This window comes from Paraburkholderia sacchari (assembly GCF_000785435.2).
GTDB lineage: Bacteria > Pseudomonadota > Gammaproteobacteria > Burkholderiales > Burkholderiaceae > Paraburkholderia > Paraburkholderia sacchari.
On the sequence record NZ_JTDB02000003.1, the window covers coordinates 686975 to 700398 of the forward strand.

13 protein-coding genes are annotated in these 13424 nt (G+C 61.5%); 3 read left to right on the plus strand and 10 right to left on the minus strand.

Annotated elements, in window-relative coordinates; translation table 11 throughout:
* Positions 1 to 182 precede the first annotated feature (182 nt).
* The 6 genes from NH14_RS15465 to NH14_RS15490 all read right to left on the minus strand — a co-directional run bounded on the left by NH14_RS15465 (position 183) and on the right by NH14_RS15490 (position 5473).
* The gene (locus NH14_RS15465; protein ID WP_035522848.1) at positions 183 to 434 is read right to left on the minus strand and encodes a (2Fe-2S)-binding protein; all 252 of its coding nucleotides are present in this window, start codon (positions 432 to 434) and stop codon (positions 183 to 185) included.
* Positions 435 to 658: 224 nt separating this feature from the next.
* On the minus strand, positions 659 to 1516 hold the full coding sequence (murI, locus tag NH14_RS15470) for a glutamate racemase (protein ID WP_035522851.1): 858 nt from the start codon (positions 1514 to 1516) through the stop codon (positions 659 to 661).
* Positions 1517 to 1524: 8 nt separating this feature from the next.
* Entirely contained in the window at positions 1525 to 2004 is a 480-nt protein-coding gene (bfr, locus tag NH14_RS15475; protein ID WP_035522854.1) for a bacterioferritin, read from the minus strand.
* Positions 2005 to 2203: 199 nt separating this feature from the next.
* Complete coding sequence (locus tag NH14_RS15480; protein WP_035522856.1) at positions 2204 to 3727, minus strand: fumarate hydratase; 1524 nt, start codon at positions 3725 to 3727, stop codon at positions 2204 to 2206.
* A gap of 86 nt (positions 3728 to 3813) precedes the next feature.
* Positions 3814 to 4431, minus strand: a complete 618-nt coding sequence (locus NH14_RS15485; RefSeq protein WP_035522859.1) for a TIGR00645 family protein — start codon at positions 4429 to 4431, stop codon at positions 3814 to 3816.
* 124 nt (positions 4432 to 4555) lie between these two features.
* Complete coding sequence (locus tag NH14_RS15490) at positions 4556 to 5473, minus strand: DMT family transporter (RefSeq protein ID WP_035522863.1); 918 nt, start codon at positions 5471 to 5473, stop codon at positions 4556 to 4558.
* A 219-nt stretch (positions 5474 to 5692) separates the two neighbouring features.
* Here NH14_RS15490 and acs point away from each other — a divergent pair, with 219 nt between their 5' ends.
* From acs to NH14_RS15505, 3 genes are all read left to right on the plus strand, one after another.
* Positions 5693 to 7675, plus strand: a complete 1983-nt coding sequence (gene acs / locus NH14_RS15495; RefSeq protein WP_035522868.1) for an acetate--CoA ligase — start codon at positions 5693 to 5695, stop codon at positions 7673 to 7675.
* Between the two features lie 125 nt (positions 7676 to 7800).
* Positions 7801 to 8166, plus strand: a complete 366-nt coding sequence (locus NH14_RS15500; protein ID WP_035522871.1) for a DUF4212 domain-containing protein — start codon at positions 7801 to 7803, stop codon at positions 8164 to 8166.
* Positions 8163 to 10181 carry a sodium:solute symporter family protein gene (locus tag NH14_RS15505; RefSeq protein ID WP_035522874.1) on the plus strand — a complete coding sequence of 673 codons (2019 nt, stop codon included), beginning with the start codon at positions 8163 to 8165 and terminating at the stop codon, positions 10179 to 10181. Before NH14_RS15500 ends, NH14_RS15505 begins: the two co-directional genes overlap by 4 nt.
* A gap of 133 nt (positions 10182 to 10314) precedes the next feature.
* On the opposite strand, the gene NH14_RS15510 is transcribed toward NH14_RS15505, so the two are convergent.
* Genes NH14_RS15510 through NH14_RS15525 form a run of 4 tightly spaced genes read right to left on the minus strand, consistent with a single transcriptional unit; the run spans position 10315 to position 13417 of the window.
* On the minus strand, positions 10315 to 11928 hold the full coding sequence (locus NH14_RS15510) for a T6SS phospholipase effector Tle1-like catalytic domain-containing protein (RefSeq protein WP_084225126.1): 1614 nt from the start codon (positions 11926 to 11928) through the stop codon (positions 10315 to 10317).
* 9 nt (positions 11929 to 11937) lie between these two features.
* Positions 11938 to 12420, minus strand: a complete 483-nt coding sequence (locus NH14_RS15515) for a DUF3304 domain-containing protein (protein WP_084225128.1) — start codon at positions 12418 to 12420, stop codon at positions 11938 to 11940.
* A 16-nt stretch (positions 12421 to 12436) separates the two neighbouring features.
* Complete coding sequence (locus NH14_RS15520; protein ID WP_084225130.1) at positions 12437 to 12919, minus strand: DUF3304 domain-containing protein; 483 nt, start codon at positions 12917 to 12919, stop codon at positions 12437 to 12439.
* Between the two features lie 15 nt (positions 12920 to 12934).
* Complete coding sequence (locus tag NH14_RS15525; protein ID WP_168727146.1) at positions 12935 to 13417, minus strand: DUF3304 domain-containing protein; 483 nt, start codon at positions 13415 to 13417, stop codon at positions 12935 to 12937.
* Positions 13418 to 13424: the final 7 nt, after the last annotated feature.

Here is a 13424-nt window from a genome sequence, read left to right on the forward strand (position 1 = left end):
ATCCGATCAGCAATTCCATCCCGGCACACTCCTTCTTCAAAAGGACACGGGGACTAGCTGGCTGGTCGTGAAACTGGCTTGCTGTCGGCGGTAAGGCGGGCAGTAAAGCGCCCGGGCGTGAACGCGTGCGAGCGGTGCGGCAAAGGCGCGCGACCTGAGGAATGAGGCGCGCGGCGCAGGAATCAGGCGGCCTTGCGCTCGTAGAACGTCAGGGGAACGGCTTGCGGCATGGCTGCCGGGCGCGCATGGCTCACGCCGCAGTGCGTCGCGCAGGCGCCGCTTTGCGCCATCACTTCGCGCACGGATTCCTCGCACTTGCCGCAGCAGGTCGCGACGCCGAGTTCGAATTGCAACTCGTCGAAAGAGTCCATGCCTTCCGCGATGGAGGCGCGGATCGTTCGGTCGGAGACGGACTTGCACACGCAGACAATCATGATGAACCGCAATAGAGAGAGTTAATGCGAATTATTATCATTATGTTTGCCTGCTTTGGCAAGCGCGCGCACAGATTTTTTGTAACAGAACCGGACCCTTAGCACGGGGTATGCATTGGATCAATGTGGACGGGAGTCCGGTGAGATCGGGCAGAAATGGGGTGGGAAGGCAAAGGCTTGACGTGACGCGTGGGGCCGCCGGGAGCAGGCGGCCCGGATGGTATTCAGGCGGCGTTGGCTTCGGGCTCGCGCGTGCGCGGCGAGGGGATGCTCACGCATTCGACCTGCGCCTCGATGCCGAGCAAGGCCGCCGCGAGCGTGCGCAGATGCGCGCCGTCGCTGGTCGAGCAGAAGCGCGCCGTCGTGCTTCCGACGTCGTCGGCCGGATATGCGCGCAAACCATGCTGATCGAGCACGCGCTCGAGCTGGCGCGCGATGGCTACACTCGTATCCACCAGCGTCATTCGCTCGCCCACGATCGAGCGGATGGCTGCATCGAGAAATGGGTAGTGCGTGCAGCCGAGCACGAGCGTGTCCGCGCCCGCGTCGAGCATCGGCTGCACATAGCCGCGCAGCAGTTCGACAAGCGCCGGCGAATCCACGTCGCAGCGCTCGACTGCTTCCACGAGTCCGTGGCCCGGCTGGCAGAGCACGCGCAGATCGGCGGCGTGGCGCTCGACCAGTGCCTGAAAGCGCGCGCTGCGCAGCGTCACCTCGGTGGCGAGCACGCCTGCCACGCGCGATTTGGAGAGCGCGGCCGCAGGCTTGATGCCGGGCTCCACGCCCACGAGCGGGACCGCGAGCCGCTCGCGCACGAGCGCGATGGATTGCGCGGTGGCCGTGTTGCAGGCCACCACGAGCGCCTTGGCGCCCTGCGCGACGAGCCATTCGCAGATGGCGAGCGTGCGGTCGGCGATAAAGTCGTCGTCGCGCTTGCCATAGGGCGCATAGCGCGAGTCGGCCACGTAGATGAGGCGTTCGGCGGGCAATTGCGCGCGCACGGCGCGCAGCACCGAAAGGCCGCCGAGCCCCGAATCGAAGATGCCGATGGGCGCGGCGCAGGAAGAAGCCGGAGCGTTCAAGTGAGTGATCAGGAATCAGTGGAACCCATTGCCGACTGCTGGTAGTTCTGGATGCCGACCTTGTCGATGAGATCGAGCTGGGTTTCGAGCCAGTCGATGTGTTCTTCAGTGTCGTGGAGTATCGTCGCGAAAATCTCGCGCGAGACGAAGTCGCGCACGGACTCGCAGTAGGCGATAGCTTCCTTGCAGGTGGACTGCGAAATCTGCTCGAGCTTCAGATCGCATTCGAGGATTTCCTTGGTCTCCTCGCCGATCAGCAGCTTATGCAGGTCTTGCAGATTGGGCAGGCCGTCGAGCATGAAAACGCGCTCGATGAGCAGGTCGGCATGCTTCATTTCGCCGATCGACTCGTCGTACTCGTGCTTGCCGAGCTTTTCCAGGCCCCAGTGCTTGTACATGCGTGCATGCAGGAAATACTGATTGATGGCGGTCAGCTCGTTCTTGAGCTGGGCGTTCAAGTATTCGATGACTTTTTTATCGCCTTGCATGATGTTCCGTCCTATTGAGGGCGTGCGGTTTTCAACCGCAGGATTCAAACGCGGGTTTCCAACAATAAACGCTCGATCCGCAAAAGCCAAGGCCGAATCCGCATGGAAATCGAGGTTGAATCAGACCTTTTCGCGTCGATCAATAAAAAACCGGGGCGCCAGGCCCCGGTTTTTTTGCATCGGCTGAATCAGCCGCGCATCAGACCGTCGCGACCGGAATCTTGCCGATCTTCGCCTGCCATTCGGCGGGGCCGGTCTTGTGGACCGAGGTGCCCGACGAATCCACGGCGACCGTCACCGGCATGTCCTGCACGTCGAACTCGTAGATGGCTTCCATGCCGAGGTCTTCGAACGCGAGGACCTTCGAGCCGCGGATCGCCTTCGAGACGAGGTACGCCGCGCCGCCCACGGCCATCAGGTAAGCCGCCTTGTGCTTCTTGATCGCCTCGATCGCCACGGGGCCGCGCTCGGCCTTGCCCACCATCGAGATGAGGCCCGTTTGCGAGAGCATCAGTTCGGTGAACTTGTCCATGCGGGTGGCGGTGGTGGGGCCTGCCGGGCCGACCACTTCGTCGCGCACCGGATCGACCGGACCCACGTAGTAGATCACGCGGTTCTTGAAGTCCACCGGCAGCTTTTCGCCCTTCGCGAGCATGTCGGCAATGCGCTTGTGCGCCGCGTCGCGGCCCGTGAGCATCTTGCCCGAGAGCAGCAGCGTCTGGCCCGGCTTCCACGAAGCGACTTCTTCGGGCGTGAGCGTGTTCAGATCGACGCGCTTGCTGGTTTCCGTGTTCGGCTCCCAGTTGACCTTCGGCCATGCGTCGAGCGAGGGTGCTTCGAGCTTCGCGGGGCCCGATCCGTCGAGCACGAAGTGCGCGTGGCGCGTGGCGGCGCAGTTCGGGATCATCGCAACGGGCTTGGACGCCGCGTGCGTGGGCGCCGCGTGAATCTTCACGTCGAGCACGGTGGCGAGGCCGCCCAGACCCTGCGCGCCAATGCCGAGCGCGTTGACCTTCTCGTGCAGTTCCACGCGCAGCTCTTCGACCCAGTCCTTCGGACCGCGCTTGATGATGTCCTGAATGTCGATGGACTCCATCAGCGATTCCTTCGCCATCAGCATCGCCTTTTCAGCGGTGCCGCCGATGCCGATGCCGAGCATGCCCGGCGGGCACCAGCCCGCGCCCATCGTCGGCACGGTCTTGAGCACCCAGTCGACGATCGAGTCGGACGGGTTCAGCATCACGAACTTCGACTTGTTCTCCGAGCCGCCGCCCTTGGCCGCAACTTGCACGTCCACTTTGTCGCCCGGCACGATCTCGTAGTGGATCACGGCCGGCGTGTTGTCCTTGGTGTTCTTGCGGCCGCCTTCGGGCGGGCTCACGATCGAGGCGCGCAGCACGTTGTCCGGGTTCAGATAACCGCGGCGCACGCCTTCGTTGATCATGTCGGTCACGCCCATCGTCGCACCGTCCCAGCGCACGTCCATGCCGACCTTCACGAAGATCGTGACGATGCCGGTGTCCTGGCAGATCGGGCGGCGGCCCTCGGCGCACATGCGGCTGTTCGTGAGAATCTGCGCGATTGCATCCTTCGCGGCCGGGCTTTCTTCAAGCTCATACGCGCGGCCGAGCGCCTCGATGTAATCCTGCGGATGGTAGTAGCTGATGTATTGCAGCGAATCCGCAATGCTCTGGATCAGGTCTTCCTGTTTGATGACGGTCATGGCTGGCTTCTGTGGGGACAGTGGGGGTTTTTGAATCGTGTAAATCGTGTCTAGCGAATCAAGCGTGGATGCTGCGCGCCGGGTGGCTATTCCGACGTTGCGGCCTCGCGCACCACGGTGCTTGCCGGCGCCGGATGGCGCGCGGCGAGGTCGTGGTAGTGCTCGGGATGTGTATGCGTGGTGATGCGGTCGATCCACGCCATCACGAGCGCGGAGAGCAGGAAGGCGATGTGAATGGCCACTTGCCAGATCACCGTGCGCTCGGACACCGCGTCGGGATTGATGAAGGTTTTCAGCAGATGAATCGACGAAATGCTGATGAGCGCCATCGCGAGCTTCACCTTGAGCACGCCGGCGTTCACGTGGTCGAGCCATTCGGGCTCGTCGGGGTGGCCTTCGAGGCCCATGCGCGAAACGAAGGTTTCGTAACCGCCCACGATCACCATGATCAGCAGGTTCGAGATCATCACCACGTCGATCAGGCCGAGCACGGCGAGCATGATGCTGGTCTCGTCGAGTGACATGGCGTGGCTCACGAGGTGCCAGACTTCCTTCACGAACAGCACGCAGTAAACGGTTTGTCCGACGATCAGCCCGAGATAGAGCGGCACCTGGAGCCAGCGGCTCATGAAGATGATGCTGGGCAGCAGGCCCATGCGGCGGGGGCGAGCGGCGGAAGGCGGCTGGTGGCGTGCAGCGGACATGGATGTTTCCGGAGTGGCGAAAAATCGGGCGCAAACCTGTGGCCGGGAGGGCCGGGCGGGCGTCATTGTAACGCGTCGGCGCGCCGCTTCGCCGCGACGCCAGCAGGCAAGTCTTACAAATAAATTACGACGCCACAGGCGGCAGCCGCCGGGTCTTGAGACTCGCGAGCGCGATGCCGCCGATCACGCAGGCCAGCGCGATGCCGTGCGCGGGCGTGGGCCGCTCGTCGAGAAAGGCGATGCCATACAGCGCCGCAGCCACCGGCAGCACGGCGGAAAACACTCCCGCGACGCTGCCCGGCACGTGGCGGATGCCCATCATCCAGAGGCAGAACGAGAACACGCTGGCCGAGAGCCCATACCAGATCACGAGGGCCCAGACGCTCACGGGCACGCTCGCATGAGCGGGCGACATCACGAACGACACTACGCCAGGCAGCCCGACCGGCAGCATCAGCAAAAAGCCGAACAGGTGCGTGTATGCGCAGATTTCGAGCGGCGCGAGCGTTTGCGTGAGGCGGCGCGAAAGGATCACATAGAACGATTCGCAGCACACCGCGCCCAGCACCATCAGATTGCCCGCGAAGTTGTCGGCGAACGATCCTGCGTTTTGCGCGCCGCTGCCCGCATGCGCGAGATTGATGACGGCGATGCCCGCAATGGCGAGCGCAATAGACGCGAACGCCCGTGCGTCGGGCCGCTCGCGCAGGAACAGCCACGAGAACAGCGCGACCACGGCAGGGATCGTGCTCGTGATGACACCGGCGGCCACCGCGCTCGTGCGATGCACGCCGCCGAGCATCAGCAGCGTAAACCCGAATGTACCGAAGAGGGCCTGAAGGAACAGATTGACCCATTCGCCGCGCTTTACGCGCCGCATGCGCGCGACGCGCAGCAGGGGCCAGAGTACGGCGAGCGCGATCACGAAACGCAGCAGCGCGAACATGGGAACAGGCAGAAACGCAACGATCGTTTTGCCAATGCCGACATTGCTGCCCACCAGCAGCATGGCGGCGACGAGGAAAAGGGAATAGCGGTTCAAGCTGGAATCCGGGCATACAGATCAGTTAGCATTCTAAATGCCCGCTTAACTGACGGCTATTGCGTGGCGGCCCGCGTAAGTAGCGGGTAAGTTGCCATGTTTAATCTTGCGTGCATGGGTTCGCGCGCGAGCCCGCACAAGGAGACGGCGCGCGGCAGGTATCGAAGATCCTGCGCGCGTCTACGAGTTTGACGTTTCATCTTCACCAAGGGGTTGTCGATGTCTGCGATTGAATCGGTTCTTCAGGAACATCGTGTGTTTGCGCCTTCGGCGCAAACGGTGGCGGACGCTACGGTGTCCGGCATGGACGCATACAAGGCTTTGTGCGCCGAAGCCGAGCGCGATTACGAAGGTTTCTGGGCGCGTCTCGCGCGCGAAACGCTGACGTGGCAAAAGCCCTTCACGAAAGTGCTCGACGAGTCGAAGGCGCCGTTCTACACCTGGTTCGAGGACGGCGAGCTCAACGCTTCGTACAACAGCCTCGACCGCCACGTGCAAGCGGGCAATGGCGAGCGCGTCGCGATCATCTTCGAAGCCGACGACGGCACCGTCACCAACGTCACCTACAAGGACCTGCTCTCGCGCGTCTCGCGCTTCGCCAACGCGCTCACGAAACGCGGCGTGAAGCAGGGCGACCGCGTGGTCATCTACATGCCGATGTCGGTCGAGGCCGTGGTGGCCATGCAGGCTTGCGCGCGCATCGGCGCGACGCATTCGGTGGTGTTCGGCGGCTTTTCGTCGAAGTCGCTCAACGAGCGCATGGTGGACGTGGGCGCGGTCGCGCTCATCACCGCCGACGAGCAGATGCGCGGCGGCAAGGCGCTGCCGCTGAAGAACATCGCCGACGAAGCCATCGCCATGGGCGGCTGCGAAGCCGTCAAGAGCGTGATCGTCTACAGGCGCACGGGCGGCAAGGTCGGCTGGACCGAAGGCCGCGATCACTGGATGCACGAACTCTCGCAAGCCGAGAGCGAGACCTGCCCGCCGGTGCCCGTGAGCGGCGAGCATCCGCTTTTCATCCTCTATACGTCGGGCTCGACCGGCAAGCCCAAGGGCGTGCAGCACAGCACCGCCGGCTATCTGCTGTGGGCGGCGCAGACCATGAAGTGGACCTTCGACTGGAAGCCCACCGACGTATTCTGGTGCACGGCCGACATTGGCTGGGTCACGGGCCACAGCTATATCGCCTACGGCCCGCTCACGATCGGCGCGACGCAGGTCATGTTCGAGGGCATCCCCACATACCCGAACGCTGGCCGCTTCTGGGACATGATCCAGAAGCACAAGGTCACCGTGTTCTACACCGCGCCCACGGCCATCCGCTCGCTCATCAAGTCCGCGGAAGCCGATGCGAAGGTGCACCCGAAGAGCTATGACCTTTCTTCGCTGCGCATCCTCGGCACGGTGGGCGAGCCGATCAACCCCGAAGCGTGGATGTGGTACTACGAGAACGTGGGCGGCAAGCGCTGCCCGATCGTCGACACCTGGTGGCAGACCGAAACCGGCGGCCACATGATCACGCCGCTGCCGGGCGCCACGCCGCTCGTGCCGGGCTCGTGCACGCTGCCGCTGCCGGGCATCATGGCGGCGATCGTCGACGAAACCGGCCAGGACGTGCCCAACGGGCAGGGCGGCATTCTGGTCGTGAAGCGCCCGTGGCCCGCGATGATCCGCAACGTGTGGGGCCAACCGGAGCGCTACAAATCGGGCTACTTCCCCGAGGAACTCGGCGGCAAGCTGTACCTGGCCGGCGACGGCAGCGTGCGCGACAAGGAAACGGGCTACTTCACCATCATGGGCCGCATCGACGATGTGCTGAACGTCTCGGGCCACCGCCTCGGCACGATGGAGATCGAGTCGGCGCTGGTGGCGAACCCGCTGGTGGCCGAAGCCGCCGTGGTGGGCCGTCCCGACGACACCACCGGCGAAGCCGTGGTGGCGTTCGTGGTGCTCAAGGCCGCACGCCCGCACGGCGAGGACGCCGTGAAGCTCGCCGCCGAACTGCGCGCGTGGGTGGGCAAGGAGATCGGACCGATCGCGAAACCGAAGGACATCCGCTTCGGCGAAAACCTGCCGAAGACGCGCTCGGGCAAGATCATGCGCCGTTTGCTGCGCTCGCTCGCGAAGGGCGAGGCGATCACGCAGGACGTCTCCACGCTCGAGAATCCCGCGATTCTCGATCAGCTTGGCGAGGCGCTTTGAGCGTTGTTTGATTGCCGGATCGAGCGCTAAAGCACTCGGTCCGGTGCGGTAGCTCGATACTCCGGCCCCATGCAAGGCCGGATCTTCCCGATTGCCGGCCATGCGCGTTTTTGCTACACAAGCGCATGGCCGCACCACACACCCCTCCGAAAAACAACCTCAACGCCTTGCCCGAGCCGCCGCCGGTGAGCGAGGCGATGGCGCTCGCGCATCGGCGCTACTGGCGCTTCAATCTGGTGCTGATCGCGGTGCTCATGAGCATCGGCTTCGCGGTGTCGTTTATCGTGCCGCTGTTCGCTCGCTCGCTCGACAGCGTGCGCTTCGCGAGCTTCAGCCTGCCGTTCTATATCGGCGCGCAAGGGGCGATCCTCGTTTATATCGGGCTCGTAGCGCTCTACATCGTGCTGATGCAGCGCGCCGACCGCGAACTGCAGGCCGCGCGCGAAGCCGATACGGCCATTCGCGAGGCCAGCCAGGCGCAGCAACGATGAGGCTCGCGCACCGGTTGATCCGCTCCTACGCGCTCTATACGCTCGGCTTCCTCGGCTTCATCTTCGTGATGTGGCGCATCGAACTGGCCACCGGCCCCGGCATGTGGATCGGCTACGTGTTCCTGTTCGTGCCGATTGCCGTCTATGCCGTAATCGGACTGCTCTCGCGCACCTCGGACCTGGTCGAGTACTACGTCGCGGGACGCCGCGTGCCGTCGTTCTTCAATGGCATGGCGACGGCGGCCGACTGGCTCTCGGCGGCCTCGTTCATCGGCCTCGCGGGCTCGCTCTACGCGAGCGGCTACGACGGCCTTGCCTACCTGATGGGATGGACGGGCGGCTACTGTCTCGTCGCGTTCCTGCTTGCACCTTACGTGCGCAAGCTCGCGCGCTACACCATCGCGGATTTCCTCGGTACGCGCTTCTCCAGCAACCTCGTGCGCGCGCTCGCCGTGCTGGCCACCATCATCTGCTCGTTCGTCTATCTCGTCGCGCAGATCCAGGGCGTGGGGCTGATCGCGGTGCGCTTCATCGGCGTGGATTTCGCCATCGGCATCTTTTGCGGGCTCGCCGGCATTCTCGTGTGCTCATTTCTGGGCGGCATGCGCGCGGTCACGTGGACCCAGGTGGCGCAATACATCATCCTGATCGCGGCGATCCTGATCCCGGTTTCGTTGATCGCGCATCGAGATGGTCTCGGCTGGCTGCCGCAATTCGATTACGGCAAGGTGATGCAGCGCGTGGAAACGCTCGAGCGCGAGGTGCGCGACACCAGCGCGGAGACGAACGTGCGCGACGAGTACGCGCACCGCGCCGCGCTATGGCAATCGCGGCTCGATGCGCTGCCGCAGTCGTATGCGGAAGAGAAGACGCGCCTTATCGATGCGCTCGCGAACATGCGCCGCCACAACGGTCCGCTGCGCGAGATCGATTCGCTCGAACGCGAGATCGAGCATTTCCCGCGCGACCCCGAAGCCGCGCGCGTGGCATGGACCCAGCAGCGCGACGACCTGCTCGCGCGCGCCGCGCCGCCTGTGGCGATGCACGAACCATTTCCCGCCGATAACGACGAGGCGCGGCGCATTCACGAACGCAATTTCCTCTCGCTGCTGCTGTGCCTTTCGCTCGGCACGGCGAGCTTGCCGCACATTCTCACGCGCTACAACACGACGACTTCGGTGGCGTCGGCGCGGCGTTCGGTGGGGTGGACGCTGCTCTTCGTCGCGCTGTTTTATTTGACGGTGCCGGTGCTGGCGGTGCTCATCAAGTTCGAAATTCTTTCGCACCTCACGGGGCTGCATTTCGCCGATCTGCCGCATTGGGTGATGCAGTGGCGGCGCATGGAGCCGACCATGATCGGCATTGCCGATATCAACGGCGACGGCATCGTGCACTGGAGCGACATTCAGATGCAGCCGGATATGGTGGTGCTCGCCGCGCCGGAGATTGCGGGGCTGCCGTATGTGATGTCGGGACTTGTGGCCTCGGGCGCGCTTGCGGCGGCACTCTCGACGGCGGACGGGCTGCTGCTCACGATCTCGAACGTGCTTTCGCACGATGTGTACTACCACATGGTGGACCCGAACGCTTCCAGCCAGCGGCGTGTGACCATGTCGAAGATTCTGCTGTTGGGCGTGGCCCTGTTTGCTTCGTGGGTGGCCTCGCTCAATGCCGGAAATATCCTATTTCTGGTGGGCGCGGCGTTTTCGCTGGCGGCGTCGAGCCTGTTTCCGGTGCTCGTGCTGGGGGTGTTCTGGAAGCGTACGACGCGGCTGGGCGCGGTGGCGGGGATGGTGGCGGGGCTGGCGGTGTGCGTGTATTACATCGTTTCGACGTATCCGTTTTTTACGCAGCTTACGGGGTTTGAAGGCGCACGCTGGTTTGGGATCGAGCCGATTAGTTCAGGCGTGTTTGGGGTGCCGGCGGGGTTTCTGGCGACCATCATCGTGAGTCTGGTTGGTGAGAAGCCGGATGAGTATTCGGTCGCGCTGGTGGATTATATTCGGCATCCTTAGGGAAGGTCGGCAGCCCGACTGTTGTATCGGATGTGCGTCGCTCGGCGATTGAGCGGTGGGCGAAAGACGTTCAATCGGCAAATGAGCGGCGCAAGGATACGATCAAATCCCGCAACGCTGGCAGGATCATTTCTCAAGCGATGGCATCCGCGTCTTCGTCGGGCTTGTTCGCGTCTGCGACATTCCAGTCGTTAGCAGGCTCATAGCCCTGATCTCCGAAGTAGATCATTCTCCAGTTTTGCAGTTTCGACGCGTCCGAGCCAAAACCCGCCACGGAGTCGTGCACGATGTAGTCAAAGAATTCAAGCAGTGTCTGGCGGATTTCGCTGGAGCCAGTGATCAAGGACACGTCCTCGTACGCACGCGCCAGCATCGCTTCGCGCAAGCTGAGTGATTTGCCATTGATCTTGCGCGTTTCCGCTTCCGCTGACGCCGTGTTTACGGCGTTACCGCCTGCGGTGATTCTCGCTAGTTCCTTGTCCACGTCTTTTACAAGGTCGCCGTTTCCCGTCTGCTGGAGAACATGCTTTGCTGCGGGAGCACGCGCGTGGGCTGCCTCGTCGTTGGTCAACTTGGACAGATGGCTACGCGTGATATACAGCGGGTAGAGATGTTCGGCGACGGCATTTTCGACCGGTCCGGATGCCTTGGCAAAAGTCTGGTAGGCGTCGAAGAGTGAGGCGGTTTTAGGCGATAGATTGAATGTCGCCCTCGTATCCACGTCGAGAAGATTGATCGCTTGAAGCGGGACGCCCGCAACTCTTGCGGCGCGATGCATATGCAACAGCGGAACCTGGCTCAGCTTTTCGTCGTCTTTCAGCGTTCGCGTTTGTTCGCCCGGCGCGTAACCGCCTCCAACGTCCGAGTGCACGCCGGGATAGATGATCTCGACGCAGTTGGGCGGATAACTCTTTCCTTCACGCACTGAGTCAAGTGGAAACGAGTCGCGGACCTCATGCGCCGCCACGTAGTGGACACATTGTTCGACCATTGGCGGGATTTTCAGGTCCTTCGCCCAGTAATAATGCCCGTCCTTGGGAACGAGCGCCAGGGTGGAACTCAGAGTGGGGAAAGCCGCAGTAGTCGCAATCTTGACCATCGGGCTGCGGTCCAGAAGCTTGAAGCTCGCGGGCAGCCCGGCCGACGCCACCGTGTCGAACAGGCCCATGAAATACAGGCGGATAGGGTGTCCCCGATATTGCCAGCCATCTCCTACATTCTGACATTCCTTGGCGAGCCGCACTGCAAAGGCGCGAGCGAGTGCCGAGCCTCTGGAAAAGCCGAATAGGGCGACATTGATGTTCCGGATAGGCTGTTTTGGGTTTGTTGCCCGTGCCTCGGCCTTTTCAATCCGATCGTCAAACTGTTTGCGTGCCCATAGCAGGCGCTTCTCGCCGCCGACTCCGAAAGCCAGCCCGGGTTTGCTGTACGTATGCTCGCCTATCTCTGGAAATGGTGTGCCAAGGCCGTTGATATAGATACGGTATCGGCTTGTTACGTCGTTATCCGATTCATGCGCAAAAAAAAGTCGCGAAACGTTGCTGTGTTTTAATTTCTTGGTGTCGTTAAACAGATTATTCCCCGTTCCATCGAAAAATAGTGAAAGCCAGATCGATTGGGAGCAATCCGCCATTCCGGGTCTTTTGGTGGGGTCCAGACAGGCCATCGAGGCCGCACGCGCTTCCCGCTCAAGCAACGTCAAGGGGCGCAGACCTGCAGCCTGCGGGACTTGGGTATCGTCAAGCATGACTATCCTTTATCGAACGAAAGGTAAGCGGCGTTTAAGCTTCAGCCGCGGCGGCGAAGGGCCATCGCGGCCCGATAGGGCCGCCTCGATATGACCATCCGGATAAAAATGAATCTCGAGATAGCTGGGGTCAGAGGGGACGGGGCCGATTACCTGGACCTTCGTTTTTCTGTAAGGCCCTGCTGCTTCGATTACTCTGCGCGGCGGATATGATTCGAGCGCGTCCATTTGATATTCGACGGTCACCCAGAATGGCGTTTTCGTGTCGCGGCTCATTACTACACAACACATAGTGCTCCCCCCACCAGATGTTGGGGTGCTTAACACGAGATTTGCACCCCATTGCCCGTTCACCGAGAAATCTGCAATTGCTCGGTCCGTGTAGTTGTATCCAACCAAACCAAGCATATAAGGATCTTTCGTGCAGCCCGGAAGAAGCAGGAGTGCCAACAGGAAAATCGAAAGGGCTAGCAGTACGCTTTTTGAATTCATTCGATCTCCGTGTTTTTTATCGAACGAAAGGTAAGCGGCGCTCAAGCTTTAGCCGCGGCGGCGAAGGGCCGTCGCGGCCCGATAGGGCCGCCTCGATATGACCATCCGGATAAAAATGAATCTCGAGATAGCTGGGATCGGAGGGGATGGGGCCGATAACCTGAACCTTTGTTTTTATGTAAGGCCCTGCTGCTTCGATTACTCTGCGCGGAGGATATGACTCGAGTGCGTCCATTTGATATTCGACGGTCACCCAAAATGGCGTTTTCGTGTCACGGCTCATTACTACACAACAGATGGTACCTCCTCCGCCTGAATCAAGAGAACTGAGTTCAATATTTCCGCCACCTTGATCATTTACGCCAAAATTAGCGATTGCGCGGTCGGTATAGTTATAACCAACGATTCCAAGCATATAGGGCTCTTTCTTGCAACCCGACAGAAGCAGGAGTGCCAACAGGGAAAACAAAAAAGATGGCAGTACGCTCTTTGAATTCATTCGATCTCCGTGTTTTTATCGAACGAAAGGTAAGCGGCGCTCAAGCTTTAGCCGTGGCGGCGAAGGACCATCGCGGCCAGATAGGGCCGCCTCGATATGACCATCCGGATAAAAATGAATCTCGAGATAGCTGGGATCAGCGGGGACGGGGCCAGTTACCTGAACTTTCGCTTTTCTGTAAGGTGCTGAGGGCTCAATAATTTTTCTCGGCGGATAGGATTCGAGAGCGCTCATTTTGTATTCAACATCGACCCAGAATGGCGTTTTCGTGTCGCGGCTCATTACTACGCAACACATAGTGCTCCCTCCACCAGATGTTGGGGTGCTTAACACGAGATTTGCACCCCATTGCCCGTTCACCGAGAAGTCCGAAATTGCCCGATCCGTGTAGTTGTATCCCACCAAACCAAGCATGTAAGGCTCTTTCTTGCAACCTTGCAGAAGCAGGAGTGCCAACAGGAAAAGTGAAAAAGCTGGCAGTACGTTCTTTGAATTCATTCGATCT

What these genes read in the sequence shown, in the direction of transcription:
- NH14_RS15480 (WP_035522856.1), bottom strand. Translation starts at nt 3,727, where the DNA reads ATGACCGTCATCAAACAGGAAGACCTGATCCAGAGCATTGCGGATTCG.
- NH14_RS15465 (WP_035522848.1), bottom strand. Translation starts at nt 434, where the DNA reads ATGATTGTCTGCGTGTGCAAGTCCGTCTCCGACCGAACGATCCGCGCC.
- NH14_RS15505 (WP_035522874.1), top strand. Translation starts at nt 8,163, where the DNA reads ATGAGGCTCGCGCACCGGTTGATCCGCTCCTACGCGCTCTATACGCTC.
- NH14_RS15520 (WP_084225130.1), bottom strand. Translation starts at nt 12,919, where the DNA reads ATGAATTCAAAGAGCGTACTGCCATCTTTTTTGTTTTCCCTGTTGGCA.
- NH14_RS15485 (WP_035522859.1), bottom strand. Translation starts at nt 4,431, where the DNA reads ATGTCCGCTGCACGCCACCAGCCGCCTTCCGCCGCTCGCCCCCGCCGC.
- NH14_RS15500 (WP_035522871.1), top strand. Translation starts at nt 7,801, where the DNA reads ATGGCCGCACCACACACCCCTCCGAAAAACAACCTCAACGCCTTGCCC.
- NH14_RS15510 (WP_084225126.1), bottom strand. Translation starts at nt 11,928, where the DNA reads ATGCTTGACGATACCCAAGTCCCGCAGGCTGCAGGTCTGCGCCCCTTG.
- acs (WP_035522868.1), top strand. Translation starts at nt 5,693, where the DNA reads ATGTCTGCGATTGAATCGGTTCTTCAGGAACATCGTGTGTTTGCGCCT.
- NH14_RS15515 (WP_084225128.1), bottom strand. Translation starts at nt 12,420, where the DNA reads ATGAATTCAAAAAGCGTACTGCTAGCCCTTTCGATTTTCCTGTTGGCA.
- NH14_RS15525 (WP_168727146.1), bottom strand. Translation starts at nt 13,417, where the DNA reads ATGAATTCAAAGAACGTACTGCCAGCTTTTTCACTTTTCCTGTTGGCA.
- bfr (WP_035522854.1), bottom strand. Translation starts at nt 2,004, where the DNA reads ATGCAAGGCGATAAAAAAGTCATCGAATACTTGAACGCCCAGCTCAAG.